Annotated in this window: 11 protein-coding genes and 1 pseudogene; 6 read left to right on the top strand and 6 right to left on the bottom strand. The window is 67.7% G+C overall.

The features are described 5' to 3' along the window. Window positions 1–189: 189 nt before the first annotated feature. Window positions 190–477 (top strand): annotated as a pseudogene (locus POF53_RS10260) (DUF1801 domain-containing protein); the annotation flags it as partial. Window positions 478–516: 39 nt separating this feature from the next. On the opposite strand, the gene POF53_RS10255 reads toward POF53_RS10260, so the two are convergent. The 3 genes from POF53_RS10255 to POF53_RS10245 all read right to left on the bottom strand — a co-directional run bounded on the left by POF53_RS10255 (window position 517) and on the right by POF53_RS10245 (window position 4,021). Beyond that, on the bottom strand, window positions 517–1,149 hold the full coding sequence (locus tag POF53_RS10255; RefSeq protein ID WP_232856454.1) for a LysE family translocator: 633 nt from the start codon (window positions 1,147–1,149) through the stop codon (window positions 517–519). Window positions 1,150–1,391: 242 nt separating this feature from the next. After that, window positions 1,392–2,399, bottom strand: coding sequence for an aldo/keto reductase (locus POF53_RS10250; protein ID WP_498967570.1), 1,008 nt, complete (start codon window positions 2,397–2,399; stop codon window positions 1,392–1,394). 89 nt (window positions 2,400–2,488) lie between these two features. After that, window positions 2,489–4,021, bottom strand: a complete 1,533-nt coding sequence (locus POF53_RS10245; protein ID WP_498967568.1) for an FAD-dependent oxidoreductase — start codon at window positions 4,019–4,021, stop codon at window positions 2,489–2,491. 182 nt (window positions 4,022–4,203) lie between these two features. Here POF53_RS10245 and POF53_RS10240 point away from each other — a divergent pair, with 182 nt between their 5' ends. From POF53_RS10240 to POF53_RS10230, 3 genes are read left to right on the top strand one after another with little or no spacing between them, the layout of a single operon-like run. Then, window positions 4,204–5,346, top strand: coding sequence for a MexC family multidrug efflux RND transporter periplasmic adaptor subunit (locus tag POF53_RS10240; protein WP_498967566.1), 1,143 nt, complete (start codon window positions 4,204–4,206; stop codon window positions 5,344–5,346). Between the two features lie 15 nt (window positions 5,347–5,361). Next, the gene (locus tag POF53_RS10235) at window positions 5,362–8,490 is read left to right on the top strand and encodes a multidrug efflux RND transporter permease subunit (RefSeq protein WP_498967564.1); all 3,129 of its coding nucleotides are present in this window, start codon (window positions 5,362–5,364) and stop codon (window positions 8,488–8,490) included. 5 nt (window positions 8,491–8,495) lie between these two features. Continuing rightward, window positions 8,496–9,893 carry an efflux transporter outer membrane subunit gene (locus POF53_RS10230; protein WP_498967562.1) on the top strand — a complete coding sequence of 466 codons (1,398 nt, stop codon included), beginning with the start codon at window positions 8,496–8,498 and terminating at the stop codon, window positions 9,891–9,893. A gap of 251 nt (window positions 9,894–10,144) precedes the next feature. Here the strand turns inward: POF53_RS10230 and mobA are convergent, their stop codons facing one another. Beyond that, window positions 10,145–10,720 carry a molybdenum cofactor guanylyltransferase MobA gene (gene mobA, locus POF53_RS10225; RefSeq protein WP_498967560.1) on the bottom strand — a complete coding sequence of 192 codons (576 nt, stop codon included), beginning with the start codon at window positions 10,718–10,720 and terminating at the stop codon, window positions 10,145–10,147. Between the two features lie 180 nt (window positions 10,721–10,900). Here mobA and POF53_RS10220 point away from each other — a divergent pair, with 180 nt between their 5' ends. Next, the gene (locus POF53_RS10220; RefSeq protein ID WP_475858255.1) at window positions 10,901–11,173 is read left to right on the top strand and encodes an HU family DNA-binding protein; all 273 of its coding nucleotides are present in this window, start codon (window positions 10,901–10,903) and stop codon (window positions 11,171–11,173) included. Window positions 11,174–11,230: 57 nt separating this feature from the next. Here the strand turns inward: POF53_RS10220 and POF53_RS10215 are convergent, their stop codons facing one another. Then, a complete protein-coding gene (locus POF53_RS10215; RefSeq protein ID WP_498967557.1) occupies window positions 11,231–14,356 on the bottom strand; it encodes a multidrug efflux RND transporter permease subunit in 3,126 nt (1,041 codons plus the stop codon). A gap of 11 nt (window positions 14,357–14,367) precedes the next feature. Continuing rightward, a complete protein-coding gene (locus POF53_RS10210) occupies window positions 14,368–15,543 on the bottom strand; it encodes an efflux RND transporter periplasmic adaptor subunit (protein WP_203647120.1) in 1,176 nt (391 codons plus the stop codon). Between the two features lie 158 nt (window positions 15,544–15,701). Between POF53_RS10210 and POF53_RS10205 the strand changes: the two genes are divergently transcribed. After that, a complete protein-coding gene (locus POF53_RS10205; RefSeq protein WP_050705882.1) occupies window positions 15,702–16,403 on the top strand; it encodes a response regulator in 702 nt (233 codons plus the stop codon).

Here is a 16,403-nt window from a genome sequence, read left to right as displayed (position 1 = left end):
GCCCATGGCTGGCTGTTGCAGCCAGCCACGGGCGACGTTACGCAGACCTGAAACACTAGCGAGGAACGGATTGTGGGTGGTCGACAGTGCTTCCCAAATCCGCGTAGGACGTTTCTCTGATTTTCCCTTTAAGGGCTATTTGGCAGCATTCGCTTACAGTTCTTGGGAGAACCTGCCTGAGGATGCCCCATGCCCGAAGCCCGCGAGCAGATCGACGCCCGCATCGCCAGCCTTGTCGACTGGCGTGGTCCGCGCCTGGCCCGGCTCAGGGCGCTGATCCACCAGGCCGACCCGCAGGTGGTCAAGGAAGTGAAGTGGCGGGGCGTGCCGGTGTGGTCCCATGCCGGCATCCTGTGTACCGGGGAGAGCTACAAGGACAAGCTCAAGTTGACCTTCGCCCAAGGCGCGCGCCTGCACGACCCGGCCGGGCTGCTCAATGCCAGTCTCAAGGGCGACACCGCGCTGGCGTTCAACCTGGGTCAGTCCTGAAAGGCCTTGCGGGGGAGCAGCCGAGCGTCACACCGCCCGGGCGTTGAGCAGGCGCACGCCCAGGCCGATGAACAGCGCGCCGGTGGCGCGCTTGAACCAGGCGGCCAGGGGCGAAGCCTTCAGGCGCAGGCCGAAGCGCCAGGCGGTGAAACAGTAGAAGGAATGCACCAGGCAGACGATCAGCGAGCCGCTCAGGTACATCGCCGCGAACTGGCCGAAAATCGGTCGCCCGGGCTCGAGGAACTGCGGCAGGAAGGCGCAGAAGAACACCAGGGTCTTGGGATTGCTCACCGAGACCAGGAAGGCCTCCACGGCGATCCGCCATTGCGTCTGGGGTGGGGTCGCGACCACCTGGGTCGCCGGGGCGGCGGGGCCTCCTTTACTCAGCAACTGGCGCAGGCCTAGGTAGATCAGGTAGCCGGCGCCGGCCAGTTTCAGCACCAGGAACGCCGTGGGCAGCGAGATCAGCAGGGCGCCCACGCCCATCGCCACGGCGGTGATCGTCAGCAGTTGCGCGGTGAGGTTGCCGAACAGGGTCATGCCCATGCCGGAGGGGCCGTAGCGCAGGGCGTTGCGCACGGTCAGCAGGACGTTGGGGCCGGGGATCAGCGAGGTGAGCAGGTAGGCGAAGGAGAAGGTCAACCAGAGGTGCAGGGCCATGGGAGCGCGTCCTTTGCGCGGGGAAAATCGAACAATGCCAGCAATCGGGGCGGGCCGCCATGGGGGGGCTTGCGGACACATGAACTGTCGATCTGCTGGGGACAGCGTGGGAGCGGCGGTGCGCCGATGCGACGGGCCCCGCGAACACCCGCGAAGCGGGTGCCAGGGATTGCGCAACCTTCATCGCGGGGCAAGCCCGCTCCCACGTTCTATGCTCTACGTCCCAGACCTAGACCTGGGTGTCAGCGTGGCAGGCGCCCGCTGACGAAGTGCGCCACGTCGTTGAACCCAGGCGTCGAGGCATGGCCCGGTGTCACCAGCGAGTCGATGAACGCTTCGTCCTCCGCCGTGATCTTCACCTCCAGCGCGCCGGCATAGGTGTCCCACTGCGCCTCGGTGCGTGGTCCGACGATGGCCGAGCTGACCAGGCGGTTGTTCAGCACCCAGGCGATGGCGAACTCGACGATGCCCACGCCCTTGGCCTCGGTGTAGGCATGGATCTTCTGGGCGATGGCCAGCGACTCCTGGCGCCATTCCACCTCCATGATGCGCTTGTCCTGGCGGCCGGCGCGGCTGCCTTGGTCCGGGGTCGAGCCGGGCGCATACTTGCCGCTGAGCACGCCGCGGGCCAGCGGGCTGAACGGCACCACGCCCAGGCCATGGTAGGCGGCGGCGGTCAGTTGCTCGGGTTCGGCCTGGCGGTTGACGATGTTGTACAGCGGCTGGCTGACCACAGGCTTGGCCACGCCGAGTTTCTCCGCCAGGTTGCAGATCTCGGCGATGCGCCAGCCACGGAAGTTGGACACGCCCCAGTAGCGGATCTTGCCCTGGGCCAGCAGGTCGCCGATGGCGCGCACGGTCTCTTCCAGGGGGACCGAGTGGTCCTCGCGGTGCAGGTAGTAGATGTCCAGGTAGTCGGTGCCCAGGCGCGTGAGGCTGGCCTCAATGGCATTGAACAGGTGCTTGCGCGACAGGCCGCTGCGGTTCGGCACGCCATCGACCGGGCCGTAGCCGGCCTTGGAGGCGATGATCCAGTCGTGGCGGTTGCGCGCCACCGCCTCGCCGACGATCTCCTCGGAACGGCCGCCGTTGTAGACGTCGGCGGTGTCGACGAAATTGATGCCCTGGTCCCAGGCCTTGTCGATGATGCGCAGCGAGTCTTCGGTGCCGGTCTGCTCACCGAACATCATGCTGCCCAGGGTGATGGCCGAGACGTGCAGGCCGGAGCGGCCGAGGGGGCGGTAGATCATTGCAGATAATCCTTTTCTGACGCCTTGAGAGGGGTTTCCCTCTTTTACACAGTTCCGCCCGGCATTGAAAGCGTGCGGCGGGCGCCGTTTCACTCCGCCCAGGCATCGATCAGATCACGCGCCTCGCGGCTCGACAGCGGCCGTTTCAGCCGCTGCGACAGCACCGCCATGGCCCGCGCGTGGCCCTTGGCGATCACCGCCTCGACCTGGTCGTCCAGGCACTGCAGGGCGATGAAGTCGCCCTGTTCCGGGGTGCCGACGTACTCGATGCGGTTCCAGCCGCTGGCATGCCCGAGCACTTCGTAGGTGCGCCCGTGCTGGTAGGTCCAGAAGAACGGCACGTCGTCGTAGCGGCGGCGCTCGCCGAGCATGTTGGCGGCGGCGATCACCCCATGCTGCTGGGCCAGGCGCCAGTGCTCGATGCGCACCGGGCGTCCGGCCAGGGGGAAGGTGGCGATATCGCCGGCCGCCCACAGGCCGTCGGCGACCTGCAGGTGGGCGTCCACCGTCAGCGAACGGTCCTCGGCCAGGGGCAGGTCGTGCAGGTAGCCGGTGGCCGGGCTGACGCCGGTGCCGAGCAGCACCAGCGGGGTTTGCAGGCGCTCGCCATTGGCCAGCAACACGGCCTCGACCCGCTCCCGGCCTTCGAAGCCGCTCACCTCGGTCGGCCCGTGGAATACCACGCCCTTGCGTTCATGCAGCTCGCGCAGGGTCTGGCCGATGCGCTCGCCCAGCTGCCGGGCCAGCGGGATGGCGTGGCGCGTGACCACATGCACCTGCAGGCCGTACTTGCGCAGGGCGCTGGCGGCCTCCAGGCCGATGAAACCATCGCCGACGATCACCACCGGCTGGCCTGGTTCTGCCAGGTCGAGCAGTTGCGCGGCATCCGTGCGCGAGCGCAGCACGCAGATGCCGGGCAACTGCACGCCGGGGAGTTCGGGGCGCCTGGGCTTGCCGCCGGTGGCCAGCAGGGCGGCGTCGTACTTCAGCTTCTGGCCGTCGGCCAGGGTGATCAGGCGCTTGCCGGCATCCAGGGCGCGCACCTTGCCGTGCAGGCGCTGCAGTTGGCCGCGGCGCAGGGCGTCCGGGGCCAGCAGGGTCGGCACTTCGTCCACCGGCATCTGCCCGGCGATGACGAACTTGCTCAGGGCGGTGCGATCGTAGGCGTTCGGCTGTTCCTGGTCGATCCACAGCAGGCGCCCGGCAAAGCCATGCTCGAGCAAGGTGGCAATGGCGGCCGAGCCGGCGGCGCCGGCGCCCACCACGACGAAGGTGCGGGCGTCGCTGTGGCGCGGCGGCGCTGTCTCGGGCAGCGACTGGTCGTCGACCCAGACCTGGCCGTCCTTGAGCTCTACGGCATGGCGGCGCAGGCCGGTCAGGGCCGGCGGCTCGCAGACCGCGCCCTCGTCGACGGCAAAAGCGGCCTTGTGCCAGGGGCAGACCAGCAGCCCGCCACAGACCGCGCCTTCTTCCAGGGGCGCGCCCTCATGCGGGCAGTTGGCCTGGTAGGCCTTCACCAACTCGCCCTGGCGCACCAGGACGATGTCCTCGGTGCCGGCCTGGACGCGCAGGGGGCGGTGTTCCTCGAGCTGGTCGAGGCTGGCCACGGCGTGCAGGGTCATGGCGGATCTCCTCAGGCGTTGTGTTTCATTTGACGCCTGCCATGGGCCAGGACTGCGACGAGCCGACGATCGGAGGTGGCCATTACAACTTTTCACAAAAACTTCAAATGAGACTAAATTGACTCAAAACGAATGTGTAAGTACCATTCGCGCCAATTTTAGTTAACGGCTCGGGTGAGTTCATGAGCAATTTGCGTGCAATTGGGATGGTCAGCTGGCTGGCGGTAGCCGTGGCCCTGGCCGGCTGCGGAGCGGCCGACGAACAGCAGGCCGCCGCTGAAACGGCGTTTCCGGTGGAAATCGTGACCGTGTCCGCCGAGCCACTGGCCCTGGCCTCGACCTTGCCAGGTCGGGTCGAGCCGATGCGGGTGGCCGAGGTGCGTGCGCGGGTGGCCGGCATCGTCCTGCACAAGCGTTTCGAGGAAGGTGCCGACGTCAAGGCCGGCGATGTGCTGTTCCAGATCGACCCGGCGCCGTTCAAGGCCGCCCTGGCCCGCGCCGAGGCCGACCTGGCCCGGGCCCAGGCCGTGCAGCACGAAGCCCAGGCGCGGGTAAAACGCTATGCGCCGCTGGTGAAGATCGAAGCGGTGAGCCAGCAGGACTTCGACAGTGCCACCGCCGAGCTGCGCAGCGCCCAGGCCGCCGTGCGTTCGGCCCAGGCCGACGTGCAGACCGCGCGCCTGAACCTGGGCTATGCCACGGTCACCGCGCCGATCTCCGGGCGCATCGGTCGCGCCCTGGCCACCGAAGGCGCGCTGGTCGGGCAGGGCGATGCCACGCTGATGGCGCGCATCCAGCAGCTCGATCCGATCTACGTCGACTTCACCCAGTCCGCCGCCGACGCCCTGCGCCTGCGCCAGGCCCTCAAGGACGGCGCCCTCGGTGGCGGCGACGACAAGGCGCTGACGGCCCAGGTGGAAGGCACCGACTACCAGCGGCAGGGCGCGCTGATGTTCACCGACGTGGCGGTCGACCGCGGCACCGGCCAGGTCACCCTGCGCGGGCGCTTCGACAATGCCGACGGCATTCTCCTGCCGGGCATGTATGTGCGCGTGCGCACCCCGCAGGGCACCGACCAGCAGGCCATCCTGGTGCCGCAGCGGGCGGTGCAGCGTGGCAGCGACGGCGAGGCGCGGGTGATGGTGGTCGGCACCGGCAACCTGGCCGAGGCGCGCAGCGTGCGCACCGGCGTGATGCAGGGTTCGCGCTGGCAGATCGTCGAAGGCCTGCGCGGCGGTGACCAGGTCATCGTCGGCAGTCCGGCCGGCCTGGCCCCGGGCATGCCTGTGGTGGCGGCGCAGGCGCAGCCGGTCGCGGCGAAATAAGGCGAGGGTAGCGAGATGTCCAAGTTCTTCATCAATCGGCCGAACTTCGCCTGGGTCGTGGCGCTGTTCATTTCCCTGGCCGGCCTGCTGGTGATCCCGGCGTTGCCGGTGGCCCAGTACCCCAGCGTGGCACCGCCACAGATTTCCATCACCGCCAGCTACCCGGGCGCTTCGGCCAAGGTGCTGGTGGAGTCGGTGACCAGCATCATCGAGGAGTCGCTCAACGGCGCCAAGGGCCTGCTGTACTACGAGTCCACCAACAACTCCAACGGCGTCGCCGAGGTGCTGGTGACCTTCGAGCCCGGCACCGAGCCGGACATGGCCCAGGTCGACGTGCAGAACCGCCTGAAGCAGGCCGAGGCACGCATGCCCCAGGCCGTGCTGACCCAGGGCCTGAAGGTGGAGCAGGCCAGTTCCGGCTTCCTGCTGATCTACGCCCTGACCAGCAAGGCCGGCGACCGTGGCGACACCACGGCCCTGGCCGACTACGCCGCGCGCAACATCAACAACGAACTGCTGCGCGTGCCGGGCGTGGGCAAGCTGCAGTTCTTCGCCTCCGAAGCGGCCATGCGGGTCTGGGTCGATCCGCAGAAGCTGGTGGGCTATGGCCTGTCCATCGACGACATCAACAACGCCATCCGTGGCCAGAACGTCCAGGTGCCGGCCGGCAGCTTCGGCAGCACGCCGGGTGCCAGCGAACAGGAGCTGACCGCGACCCTGGCGGTGCAGGGCACCCTCGATACTCCCGAGGCCTTCGCCGGCATCGTCCTGCGCGCCAACCCGGACGGCTCCAGCGTGCGCCTGGGCGATGTCGCGCGCCTGGCCATCGGCAGCGAGAACTACAACCTGTCCTCGCGCCTGGACGGCCACCCGGCCGTGGCCGGCGCGGTGCAGCTGGCGCCCGGTGCCAACGCCATCCAGACCGCGATGCTGGTCAAGGAGCGCCTGGCCGAGCTTGCGCAGTTCTTCCCCGAGGGCGTCGAGTACTCGGTGCCCTACGACACCTCGCGCTTCGTCGACGTGGCCATCGAGAAGGTCATCCACACCCTGATCGAAGCCATGGTGCTGGTGTTCCTGGTGATGTTCCTGTTCCTGCAGAACGTGCGCTATACCCTGATTCCGTCGATCGTGGTGCCGGTGTGCCTGCTGGGCACGCTGATGATCATGAAGCTGCTCGGCTTCTCGGTGAACATGATGACCATGTTCGGCATGGTGCTGGCCATCGGCATCCTGGTGGACGACGCCATCGTGGTGGTGGAGAACGTCGAGCGGCTGATGGCCGAGGAGGGCCTGTCGCCGGTGGACGCGACCATCAAGGCGATGGGGCAGGTGTCCGGGGCGATCATCGGCATCACCCTGGTGCTGGCGGCGGTGTTCCTGCCGCTGGCGTTCATGTCCGGTTCCGTGGGGGTGATCTACCAGCAGTTCTCGGTGTCGCTGGCGGTGTCGATCCTGTTCTCCGGCTTCCTCGCCCTGACTTTCACCCCGGCGCTGTGCGCCACGCTGCTCAAGCCGGTGCCCCATGGCCACCATGAGAAGGGCGGTTTCTTCGGTGCCTTCAACCGCGCCTTCGCCCGCGTGACCGAGCGCTACTCGGTAATGAACAGCGCCCTGGTGGCCCGCGCCGGTCGCTGGATGCTGGCCTACGTCGGCATCCTGGTGGTGCTCGGTTATTCCTACCTGCGTCTGCCGGAAGCCTTCGTGCCTTCGGAGGACCTGGGTTACAGCATTGTCGACGTGCAACTGCCGCCGGGCGCCAGCCGGGTGCGTACCGACCACACCGCCGAGGCGCTGGAGCAATTCCTGATGTCCCGCGAGGCGACGGCCAGCTCGTTCATCGTCAGCGGCTTCAGCTTCTCGGGCCAGGGCGACAATGCCGCGCTGGCGTTCCCGACCTTCAAGGATTGGTCCGTGCGCGGCCCCGAGCAGTCGGCCGAGGCGGAAACCGCCGCCATCAACGCCCAGTTCGCGGCCAATGGCGACGGCACCATCACGGCGGTCATGCCGCCGCCGATCGATGGCCTGGGCAACTCGGGCGGTTTCGCCCTGCGCCTGATGGACCGTGGCGGCCTGGGCCGCGAAGCACTGCTGGCGGCCCGCGACCAGCTGCTGGCCCGTGCCAACGGCAACCCGGTGATCCTCTACGCGATGATGGAAGGCCTGGCCGAGGCACCGCAGCTGCGCGTGCAGATCGACCGCGAGAAGGCCCGCGCCCTGGGCGTGAGCTTCGAAACCATCAACAGCACCCTGGCCACCGCCTTCGGTTCGGCGGTGATCAACGACTTCACCAACGCCGGGCGCCAGCAGCGCGTGGTGGTGCAGGCCGAACAGGGCGAGCGCATGACCCCGGAAAGCGTGCTGCGCCTGTATGCCCCTAATGCCGCAGGCGAGCAGGTACCGTTCAGTGCCTTCGTCACCACCAAGTGGGAAGAGGGCCCGGTGCAGCTGGTGCGCTACAACGGCTATCCGTCGATTCGCATCGCCGGTGACGCCGCGCCCGGCCACAGCACCGGCCAGGCGATGGCCGAGATGGAGCGCCTGGTCAGCGAGCTGCCGCCTGGCATCGGCTATGCCTGGACGGGCCTGTCGTACCAGGAGAAGGTCTCCAGCGGCCAGGCCACGGCCTTGTTCGCCCTGGCCATCCTGGTGGTGTTCCTGCTGCTGGTGGCGCTGTACGAAAGCTGGGCGATCCCGCTGACGGTGATGCTGATCGTGCCGATCGGCGCCCTGGGCGCGGTGTGGGCGGTGATGCTCACCGGCCTGCCCAACGATGTGTACTTCAAGGTCGGCCTGATCACCATCATTGGTCTTGCGGCGAAGAACGCGATCCTGATCGTCGAGTTCGCCAAGGAGCTGTGGGAGAAGGGCTACAGCCTGAGCGACGCCGCCATTGAAGCCGCGCGCCTGCGTTTTCGTCCGATCGTGATGACCTCCATGGCCTTCATCCTCGGCGTGGTGCCGCTGGCCATCGCCAGCGGCGCCGGCGCGGCCAGCCAGCGCGCCATCGGTACCGGGGTGATCGGCGGCATGCTCAGCGCCACCTTGCTGGGCGTGGTGTTCGTGCCGATCTGTTTCGTATTCGTGCTGAAGCTGCTCAAGCGCAAGCCGGCCCCCGTGCAACACGCTGTCGAGGTGACCAAGTGATGCTCATGCGCAATCTTGCAATTCCGTTCGCGCTGGCCGTCACCTTGGCCGGCTGCTCCATGGCGCCGACCTACCAGCGCCCCGAGGCACCGGTGGCGACCGCGTGGGGCGATGCCGCCGGCCACCACGGCAAGTCGGTGGAGCAACTGGACTGGCAGGCGTTTATCGTCGACCCGTCCCTGCGCCAGCTGGTGGGTACCGCGCTGGACAACAACCGCTCGCTGCGCCAGACCTTGCTGGATATCGAGCAGGCCCGCGCGCAGTACCGCATCCAGCGCGCCGACCGGGTGCCGGGCTTGAATGCCGGGGCCTCCGGCAACCGTCAGCACCTGGCGGCCGACTTGTCGAGCAATGGCCGCGAGGGTGTAAGCAGCACCTACCAGGTGGGTTTGTCGCTGCCGGAATACGAGGTGGACCTATTCGGTCGGGTCAAGAGCCTGAGCGACGCGGCTCTGGAGCAGTACCTGGCCACTGAGGAAGTTGGCCGCGCCGCGCGCATTGCCCTGATCGCCGATGTCAGCCAGGCCTACCTGACCCTGGACGGCGCCGAGCGGCGCCTGGCGCTGACCCGCCAGACCCTGGCCAGCCGCGAGGACTCGCTGGCCCTGGTCGGCCAGCGGCGCACTGCTGGCACGGCCACGGCGCTGGATCACCAGGAAGCACTGGGGCTGGTCGAGCAGTCGCGGGCCGAGCTGGAAGGCATCGTGCGCGAGCAGCGCCAGGCCTACAACGCCCTGGTGTTGCTGCTGGGCAGCGCGGACGCGGCCAGGGCGATCCCGGCCGAGCGCGGCGAGGCGCCGCTGGTCCTGCCGGACATCGCCCCGGGCGCGCCGTCGGCGCTGCTCGAGCGCCGCCCGGACATCCTCGCCGCCGAGCACCGGCTGCGGGCGCGCAACGCCGATATCGGCGCGGCGCGGGCGGCGTTCTTCCCGCGGATCAGCCTGACCGGCAGCTTCGGTACTTCCAGCGCGCAGATGTCCGGGTTGTTCGACGGTGGTTCGCGCAGTTGGAGCTTCATGCCGCAGCTGTCGCTGCCGCTGTTCGACGCCGGGCGCAACAAGGCTGGCCTGAGCCTGGCCGAGGCGCGCAAGGATTCGGCGGTGGTGACCTACGAAGGCACGATCCAGACCGCTTTCCGCGAAGTCGCCGACGCCCTGGCCGCCACCGACACCCTGCGCCGCGAGGAAGCGGCGCGCCGGGCCCTGGCCGACACCAGCCGGGCGACCGTGGCGCTGGCCAAGGCGCGCTACGAGGGCGGCGTGGACAGCCACCTGCGTTACCTGGATGCGCAGCGCAACGGCTATGTCAACGAAGCGGCGTTCATCGAGGCCAGCACCCAGCGTCAGCTGGCGCTGGTCGATCTGTTCCGTGCCCTGGGCGGTGGCTGGCCGGACAAGGGCTGAAACCAACTCCTTTGGTTGGGGAATCCAACCGCTCGGCCCCGGGGGATCTTTGCCCCGGGGCTATTTTTTTTATTTGGGCTTACACAATCTCTGTAGGAGCGGCCTTGCCGAGGCGTCGGACCGGCCGGAAAGGGCCGCGTAGCGGCCCCGGCAATATCCGCCTCGCCACGAGATCCTGGGGCTGCTTTGCAGCCCTTTCCGGCCGGTCCGACGCCTCGGCAAGGCCGCTCCTACAGAGGGTCGTGGACAGGTTAATCCTGCAACAGATCCGGGCTGTTGAAGTTAGTCAATCGCTGATCGTCCTCGACACACTCCAGCCGCTGGACGCTCGCCTGCAGCAAGGCCTTCTGCAAACTCCGCTCACCCACCTGCCAGGCCTGCTCCAGCAGCGGCAGCAACCGCCGCGGCAACACACTGAACATCGGCTGCCAGTACCCACCTTGGCGCACCATGGCCGCGCTGTCGTGGGCCACCGCCAGGGCCAGCAGGTCCTCGATCAAGGCCCGGTCGATCCGCGGCGCATCGCAGGCCAGCAGCACTACCCATTCATGCCGCGCCACCTTGAGCCCGCTGATGACCCCGGCCAGTGGGCCGGGAAAGTCTGCTTCGGCATCGCCGACAAGCTGGTCGGCATAAACCGCATAGGCCGCCTGGTTGCGGTTGCAGGAGATCACCAGGTCGTCGCTGAGTGCCCGCACGGCACGCTGCACATGGGCCACCAGCGGCTCGCCACGCCAGGTCACCAGGCCCTTGTCGCGGCCGCCCATGCGCTGGCCACGACCGCCGGCGAGGATGAGGATGGAGCAGGGGGGGAAGGATGTGGGCATGGGGCAGGCTCTACGGGTACACGGCCTGCAACCCTCCCACTTCGTCCCTGTATTGTCCAGTGCGCTACAGACGGCGCACCTGGTATTTCTGTCAGTTGTACGGGGCGGGTTGCCGATGGCTAATAGGGCTCGCGGCCTTGGATCGAATCGAGCCATTGGCGAGCATCACGGAGAGTGTTGATGAACAAGAGCGAACTGATCACGTCAATTGCCCAATCGGCCGACATCACGAAAGTGGCGGCAGGGCGTTGCCTGGATGGCTTTCTCCGGGCAGTGACCCGGACACTGGTCGAAGGGGGGAAGGTATCGCTGGTCGGCTTTGGCGCGTTTACCGTGGCCAAGCGACGCGCACGGGTAGGGCGTAATCCGCAAACGGGCAAGGCCTTGAAGATCCCGGCGAAGAAACAACCGGTTTTCAAGGCCGGCAAGGCATTGAGGAACACGGTCAACTGAGCATTTCGCCACGATGATGGACAGGGAGGCGGCAGGTGCCTCCCTGTCCAGGTGGCATCATCGGGATGCGCTGTGTTCCAGCGTTGCCTGGGGTGCCTTGCCACGCCCTGCCAGGCGCATCACCACGACGAAGAACACCGGCACGAACACCACGGCGAAGGTGGCGCTGAGCATGCCGCCGATCACCCCGGTGCCGATCGCCTGCTGGCTGGCCGAGCTGGCGCCGCTGGCGATGGCCAGGGGCACCACGCCGAGGATGAACGCCAGCGAGGTCATCACGATCGGGCGCAGGCGCAGGCGCGCGGCCTGGATCGCCGCGTCCACCGCGTCGTGCCCCTGGTCCACCAGGTCCTTGGCGAACTCGATGATCAGGATGGCGTTCTTTGCCGACAGGCCGATCAGGGTGATCAGGCCGACCTTGAAGAACACATCGTTGGGCATCCCGCGCAGGGTCACGGCGAGTACCGCGCCGAGCACGCCCAGGGGCACCACCAGCAGCACCGCGGTGGGGATCGACCAACTTTCGTACAGCGCCGCCAGGCACAGGAACACCACCAGCAGCGACAACGCCATCAGCAGCGGCGCCTGGCTGCCGGACAGGCGCTCCTGCAGCGACAGGCCGGTCCATTCCAGGCCGGAACCGGCCGGCAACTGGGCGACCAGGTGCTCGATCTCGGCCATGGCCTCGCCCGAGCTGTAGCCGGCCGCCGGCTCGCCGGAGATCGACACCGCCGGGTAGCCGTTATAGCGGGTCAGCTGCACCGGTCCGGACTGCCAGTGGGCCGTGACGAAGGCGCCCAGGGGCACCATCTTGCCGCTGTTGTTGCGCACGTGGATCTTCAGCAGGTCCTCGACCTGGCTGCGCCGGTCGCCTTCGGCCTGCACCACCACCCGCTGCATGCGGCCCTGGTTGGGGAAGTCGTTGACGTAGTTCGAACCCACCGCGGTGTCGAGCACCGCGCCGATGTCGGCGAACGACACGCCCAGGGCATTGGCCTGGCGTCGATCGATTTCCAGTTCCACCTGGGGGCTTTCGGCCAGCGAGGCTTCGCGCACGTTGACCAGCACCTTGCTCTTGCGCGCCGCCTCCAGCAACTGGTCGCGGGCATCCATGAGCGCGGTGTGGCCCATGCCGCCGCGGTCCTGCAGGCGGAACTCGAAGCCGGTCGACTCGCCCAGGCCGTCCACCGGTGGCGGCAGCACCGCGTAGGCGATGGCGTCCTTGAGCTGGGTGAAGGCGATGGTCGCGCGGTCGGCGATGGACTGCGCGCTGTCGTCGCCACCGCGTTCGGACCAGTCCTTGAGCGTGGTGAAGGCCAGCGCCGCGTTCTGCCCGCTGCCGGAGAAGCTGAAGCCGAGGATCAGCGTGGTGTTGGCCACGCCTGGCTCTTCGCCGTTGTGCGCCTCGATCTGCTGCGCCACCTCGATGGTCCGCGCCTGGCTGGCGCCCGGCGGCAGCTGGATGTCGGTGATGGTATAGCCCTGGTCCTCGGTGGGCAGGAAGGCGGTGGGCAGCTGGCTGAAGCCGTAGCCGAGCACCGCCAGCAGCGCGGCATACACCAGCAGGTAGCGGCCGCTGCGGGCCAGGGCGTGGGTCACCCAGCGCTGGTAGCCGTTGCTCATGCTTTCGAAGCGGCGGTTGAACCAGCCGAAGAAACCCTTGCGCTCATGGTGCTCACCCTTTTCCAGGGGCTTGAGCAGGGTGGCGCACAGCGCTGGGGTCAGGCTCAGGGCGAGGAACGCCGAGAACAGGATCGACACCGCCATCGACACCGAGAACTGCTGGTAGATCACGCCTACCGAGCCCTTCATGAAGGCCATCGGCAGGAACACCGCCACCAGCACCAGGGTGATGCCGACGATGGCGCCGCTGATCTGGCCCATGGCCTTGCGTGTGGCTTCCTTGGGCGGCAGGCCTTCCTCGGCCATGATCCGCTCGACGTTCTCCACCACGACGATGGCGTCATCCACCAGGATGCCGATGGCCAGCACCATGCCGAACAGGGTCAGCACGTTGATCGAGAAGCCCAGCGCGTTCATCACCGCGAAGGTGCCCATCAGCGCCACCGGCACCACCAGGGTCGGGATCAGGGTGTAACGGAAGTTCTGCAGGAACAGGAACATCACCGCGAACACCAGCACCATGGCCTCGACCAGGGTGTTGATCACCTGCTGGATCGAGACCTTGACGAACGGCGAGGTGTCGTAGGGGATGTCGTACTTCACCCCGGCCGGGAAGTAGCGCGCCAGCTCGTCGAGCTTCTGCTTGACCAGGCCCGCGGTTTCCATGGCGTTGGCGCCGGGTGACAGCTTGACGCTGAAGGCACTGGTGGCCTTGCCGTTCAGGCGCGTGCCGTACTGGTATTCCTGGGCGCCGATCTCGACCCGGGCGACATCGCCGACGGTGACGGTCGAGCCGTCGGTGTTGGCGCGCAGGACGATGGCGGCGAATTCCTCGGGGGTGCTCAGCTGGCCCTTGACCACCACGTTGGCGGTGATTTCCTGGGTCGGCCGGCTGGGCAGGTCGCCGATGCTGCCGGGGGCGACCTGGGCGTTCTGCGCGGCGATGGCCTCGGCCACGTCGTTGGGCGTGAGGTTGAAACCGACCAGCTTGGCCGGGTCGATCCAGATGCGCATGGCCCGCTCCGAGCCATACAGCTGCGCCTTGCCGACGCCCTTGATGCGGCGGATCTCGTTCATCACGTTGCGCGCGAGGATGTCCGACAGGGCGATCTCGTCGAGGCTGCCGTCCTCGGAGGTGAGGGTGGCCAATAGCAGGAAACCGGTGGACACCTTTTCCACCTGCAGGCCTTGCTGGGTCACCGGGCGCGGCAGGCGCGACTCGATTACCTTGAGGCGGTTCTGCACGTCGACCTGGGCCAGGTCCGGGTTGGTACCGGGCTGGAAACTGGCGGTGATGGTGGCGCTGCCCAGGCTGCTCTGCGACTCGAAGTAGAGCAGGTTGTCGGCACCGTTGAGCTCCTGCTCGATGATGCTGACCACGCTCTCGTCCATGGTCGCCGCCGAGGCGCCCGGGTAGACGGCGTAGATTTCCACCTGCGGCGGCGCCACGTCGGGGTACTGGGCCACCGGCAGCTGCGGGATGGCCAGGGCGCCGACCAGGAGGATGAACAGGGCGACCACCCAGGCAAATACCGGGCGGTCGATGAAGAACTGCGGCATGGATCAGGCCCTCATTGGCCGGTGTGTTGGGCGACCGCGGAGGCGCCCGGTTGCTCGTCGACCTGGACCTGGTCCCCGGCCTTGACGTGTTGCAGGCCCTCGACCACCACGCGATCACCGGGGGCCAGGCCCTCGCTGACGATCCAGCGATCACCCTGGGCGCTGCCCAGGACCACCTGGCGTTCGCTGATGCGGTCCTGCGGGTCGACCAGCAGCACCTTGGGCACGCCGGCGCTGTCGCGCAGGATCGCCCGCTGCGGCACGCTGATGCCCTGGGGCTGTACGGCCTGGTCCAGGCGCACGCGCACGTAGCTGCCTGGCAGCAGGTCGAGGTCGGGGTTGGGGAACTCGCTGCGCAAAGTGATCTGGTTGGTGCTTGGGTCGACGCTGATGTCCGAGAACAGCAGCTTGCCGGCCAGCGGGTAGGCGCTGCCGTCATCCTGGATCAGCGTGGCCTTGACCTGGCCCTGGCCGACCTGCTGCAGCTCGCCGGCGCGCAATGCGCGGCGCAGGGCATTGAGCTCGCGGGTCGACTGGGTGACATCGGCATGAATCGGGTTCAACTGCTGGATGGTGGCCAGCGGCGTGGTTTCGCTTTGCCCGACCAGCGCGCCCTCGGTCACCAGGGCGCGGCCGATGCGTCCGGAGATCGGCGCGGTGACGGTGGCGTAGCCCAGGTTCAGGCGTGCCCGTTCCAGCGCCGCCTTGGCTTCGCCGACCGCAGCATCGGCCTGGAGGAAGGCGGCGCGGGCGTTGTCGTACTCCTGGCGGCTGACCGCCTTGTCGTCGACCAGCTCGCGGTAGCGCTGCTCCTGCAGGCGGGCCTGGTACAGGGTTGCCTCGGCCTTGGCCAGGCTGGCGCGGGCGCTGTCGAAGTCGGCCTTGAACGGCGCCGGGTCGATCAGGAACAGCACATCACCTTGCTTGACGTCGCTGCCTTCGCGGTACACCCGCTTGAGCACCACGCCGGCTACCCGGGCGCGCACCTCGGCGGTACGCGGCGCGAGGATGCGGCCGCTGAGTTCGGTGCTGATCGCCAATGGCTGCACGGCCAGGGTCTCGACCCGGACCTGGGAAGGCGGGGCTTGTTCTTCCTGTTCGGCGGCGTCGTTGCAACCGGCCAGGGAAAGGGTCATCAGCGCCAGCAGCGCCAAGGGGCGCAGGCGCGAAGGGCAGGGAATGGACATACGGATCTTCCAGGTTTGATCCAGCGTATGCTAAAGCAGCCGTTCGGGTGGCGGCTGTTAAGCTGTGTTGGGCGTGTGTGAAAAAGTGTGAACAATCGGCGGTGGCCCGCCCAGGATTCTATATCCTGCCTTACTTCAATCTTTCGTCAAATCCCCTTATGCCGAACATTCTCCTGGTCGAAGACGACAGCGCGTTGTCCGAACTGATCGCCAGCTACCTGCAACGCAACGATTTCCATGTCCGGGTGATTGCCCGCGGCGACCATGTGCTGGACGAGTTCCGCCGGCAGAAACCGGACCTGGTGATCCTCGACCTGATGCTGCCGGGCCTCGACGGCCTGCAGGTGTGCCGCTTGCTGCGCCAGGAAACCCAGGGCCTGCCGATCCTCATGCTGACCGCCCGTGACGACAGCCACGACCAGGTGCTGGGGCTGGAAATGGGCGCCGACGACTACGTCACCAAGCCTTGCGAACCCCGGGTGCTGCTGGCCAGGGTGCGCACCCTGCTGCGCCGCAGCAGCGTAAACGAACCGCGCCTGGACAGCGACCTGATCCAGGTCGGCGGCCTGCGCATCGACCTGGCCGAGCGCACGGTCAGCTGGCGCGGCGAGGAGGTGGAGCTGTCCAGTGGCGAGTACAACCTGCTGGTGGTGCTGGCGCGCAACGCCGGCGAGGTGATGAGCCGCGACCGTATCCTGCAGCAGTTGCGCGGCATCGAGTTCAATGGCACCGATCGCTCGGTGGACGTGGCCATCTCCAAGCTGCGCCGGCGCTTCGACGACAGCGCCGGCGAGGCGCGCAAGATCAAGACCGTGTGGGGCAAGGGGTATCTGTTCAGCCGGGTCGAGTGGGAGTACTGA

The sequence above is a fragment of the Mitsuaria sp. RG genome (assembly GCF_028369275.1).
GTDB classification, from domain to species: Bacteria; Pseudomonadota; Gammaproteobacteria; order Pseudomonadales; family Pseudomonadaceae; genus Aquipseudomonas; species Aquipseudomonas peradeniyensis.
This window is presented reverse-complemented; position numbering and strand designations above follow the sequence as displayed.

What these genes read in the sequence shown, in the direction of transcription:
- POF53_RS10245 (WP_498967568.1), bottom strand. Translation starts at nt 4,021, where the DNA reads ATGACCCTGCACGCCGTGGCCAGCCTCGACCAGCTCGAGGAACACCGC.
- mobA (WP_498967560.1), bottom strand. Translation starts at nt 10,720, where the DNA reads ATGCCCACATCCTTCCCCCCCTGCTCCATCCTCATCCTCGCCGGCGGT.
- POF53_RS10235 (WP_498967564.1), top strand. Translation starts at nt 5,362, where the DNA reads ATGTCCAAGTTCTTCATCAATCGGCCGAACTTCGCCTGGGTCGTGGCG.
- POF53_RS10215 (WP_498967557.1), bottom strand. Translation starts at nt 14,356, where the DNA reads ATGCCGCAGTTCTTCATCGACCGCCCGGTATTTGCCTGGGTGGTCGCC.
- POF53_RS10220 (WP_475858255.1), top strand. Translation starts at nt 10,901, where the DNA reads ATGAACAAGAGCGAACTGATCACGTCAATTGCCCAATCGGCCGACATC.
- POF53_RS10250 (WP_498967570.1), bottom strand. Translation starts at nt 2,399, where the DNA reads ATGATCTACCGCCCCCTCGGCCGCTCCGGCCTGCACGTCTCGGCCATC.
- POF53_RS10210 (WP_203647120.1), bottom strand. Translation starts at nt 15,543, where the DNA reads ATGTCCATTCCCTGCCCTTCGCGCCTGCGCCCCTTGGCGCTGCTGGCG.
- POF53_RS10205 (WP_050705882.1), top strand. Translation starts at nt 15,702, where the DNA reads ATGCCGAACATTCTCCTGGTCGAAGACGACAGCGCGTTGTCCGAACTG.
- POF53_RS10230 (WP_498967562.1), top strand. Translation starts at nt 8,496, where the DNA reads ATGCGCAATCTTGCAATTCCGTTCGCGCTGGCCGTCACCTTGGCCGGC.
- POF53_RS10240 (WP_498967566.1), top strand. Translation starts at nt 4,204, where the DNA reads ATGAGCAATTTGCGTGCAATTGGGATGGTCAGCTGGCTGGCGGTAGCC.
- POF53_RS10255 (WP_232856454.1), bottom strand. Translation starts at nt 1,149, where the DNA reads ATGGCCCTGCACCTCTGGTTGACCTTCTCCTTCGCCTACCTGCTCACC.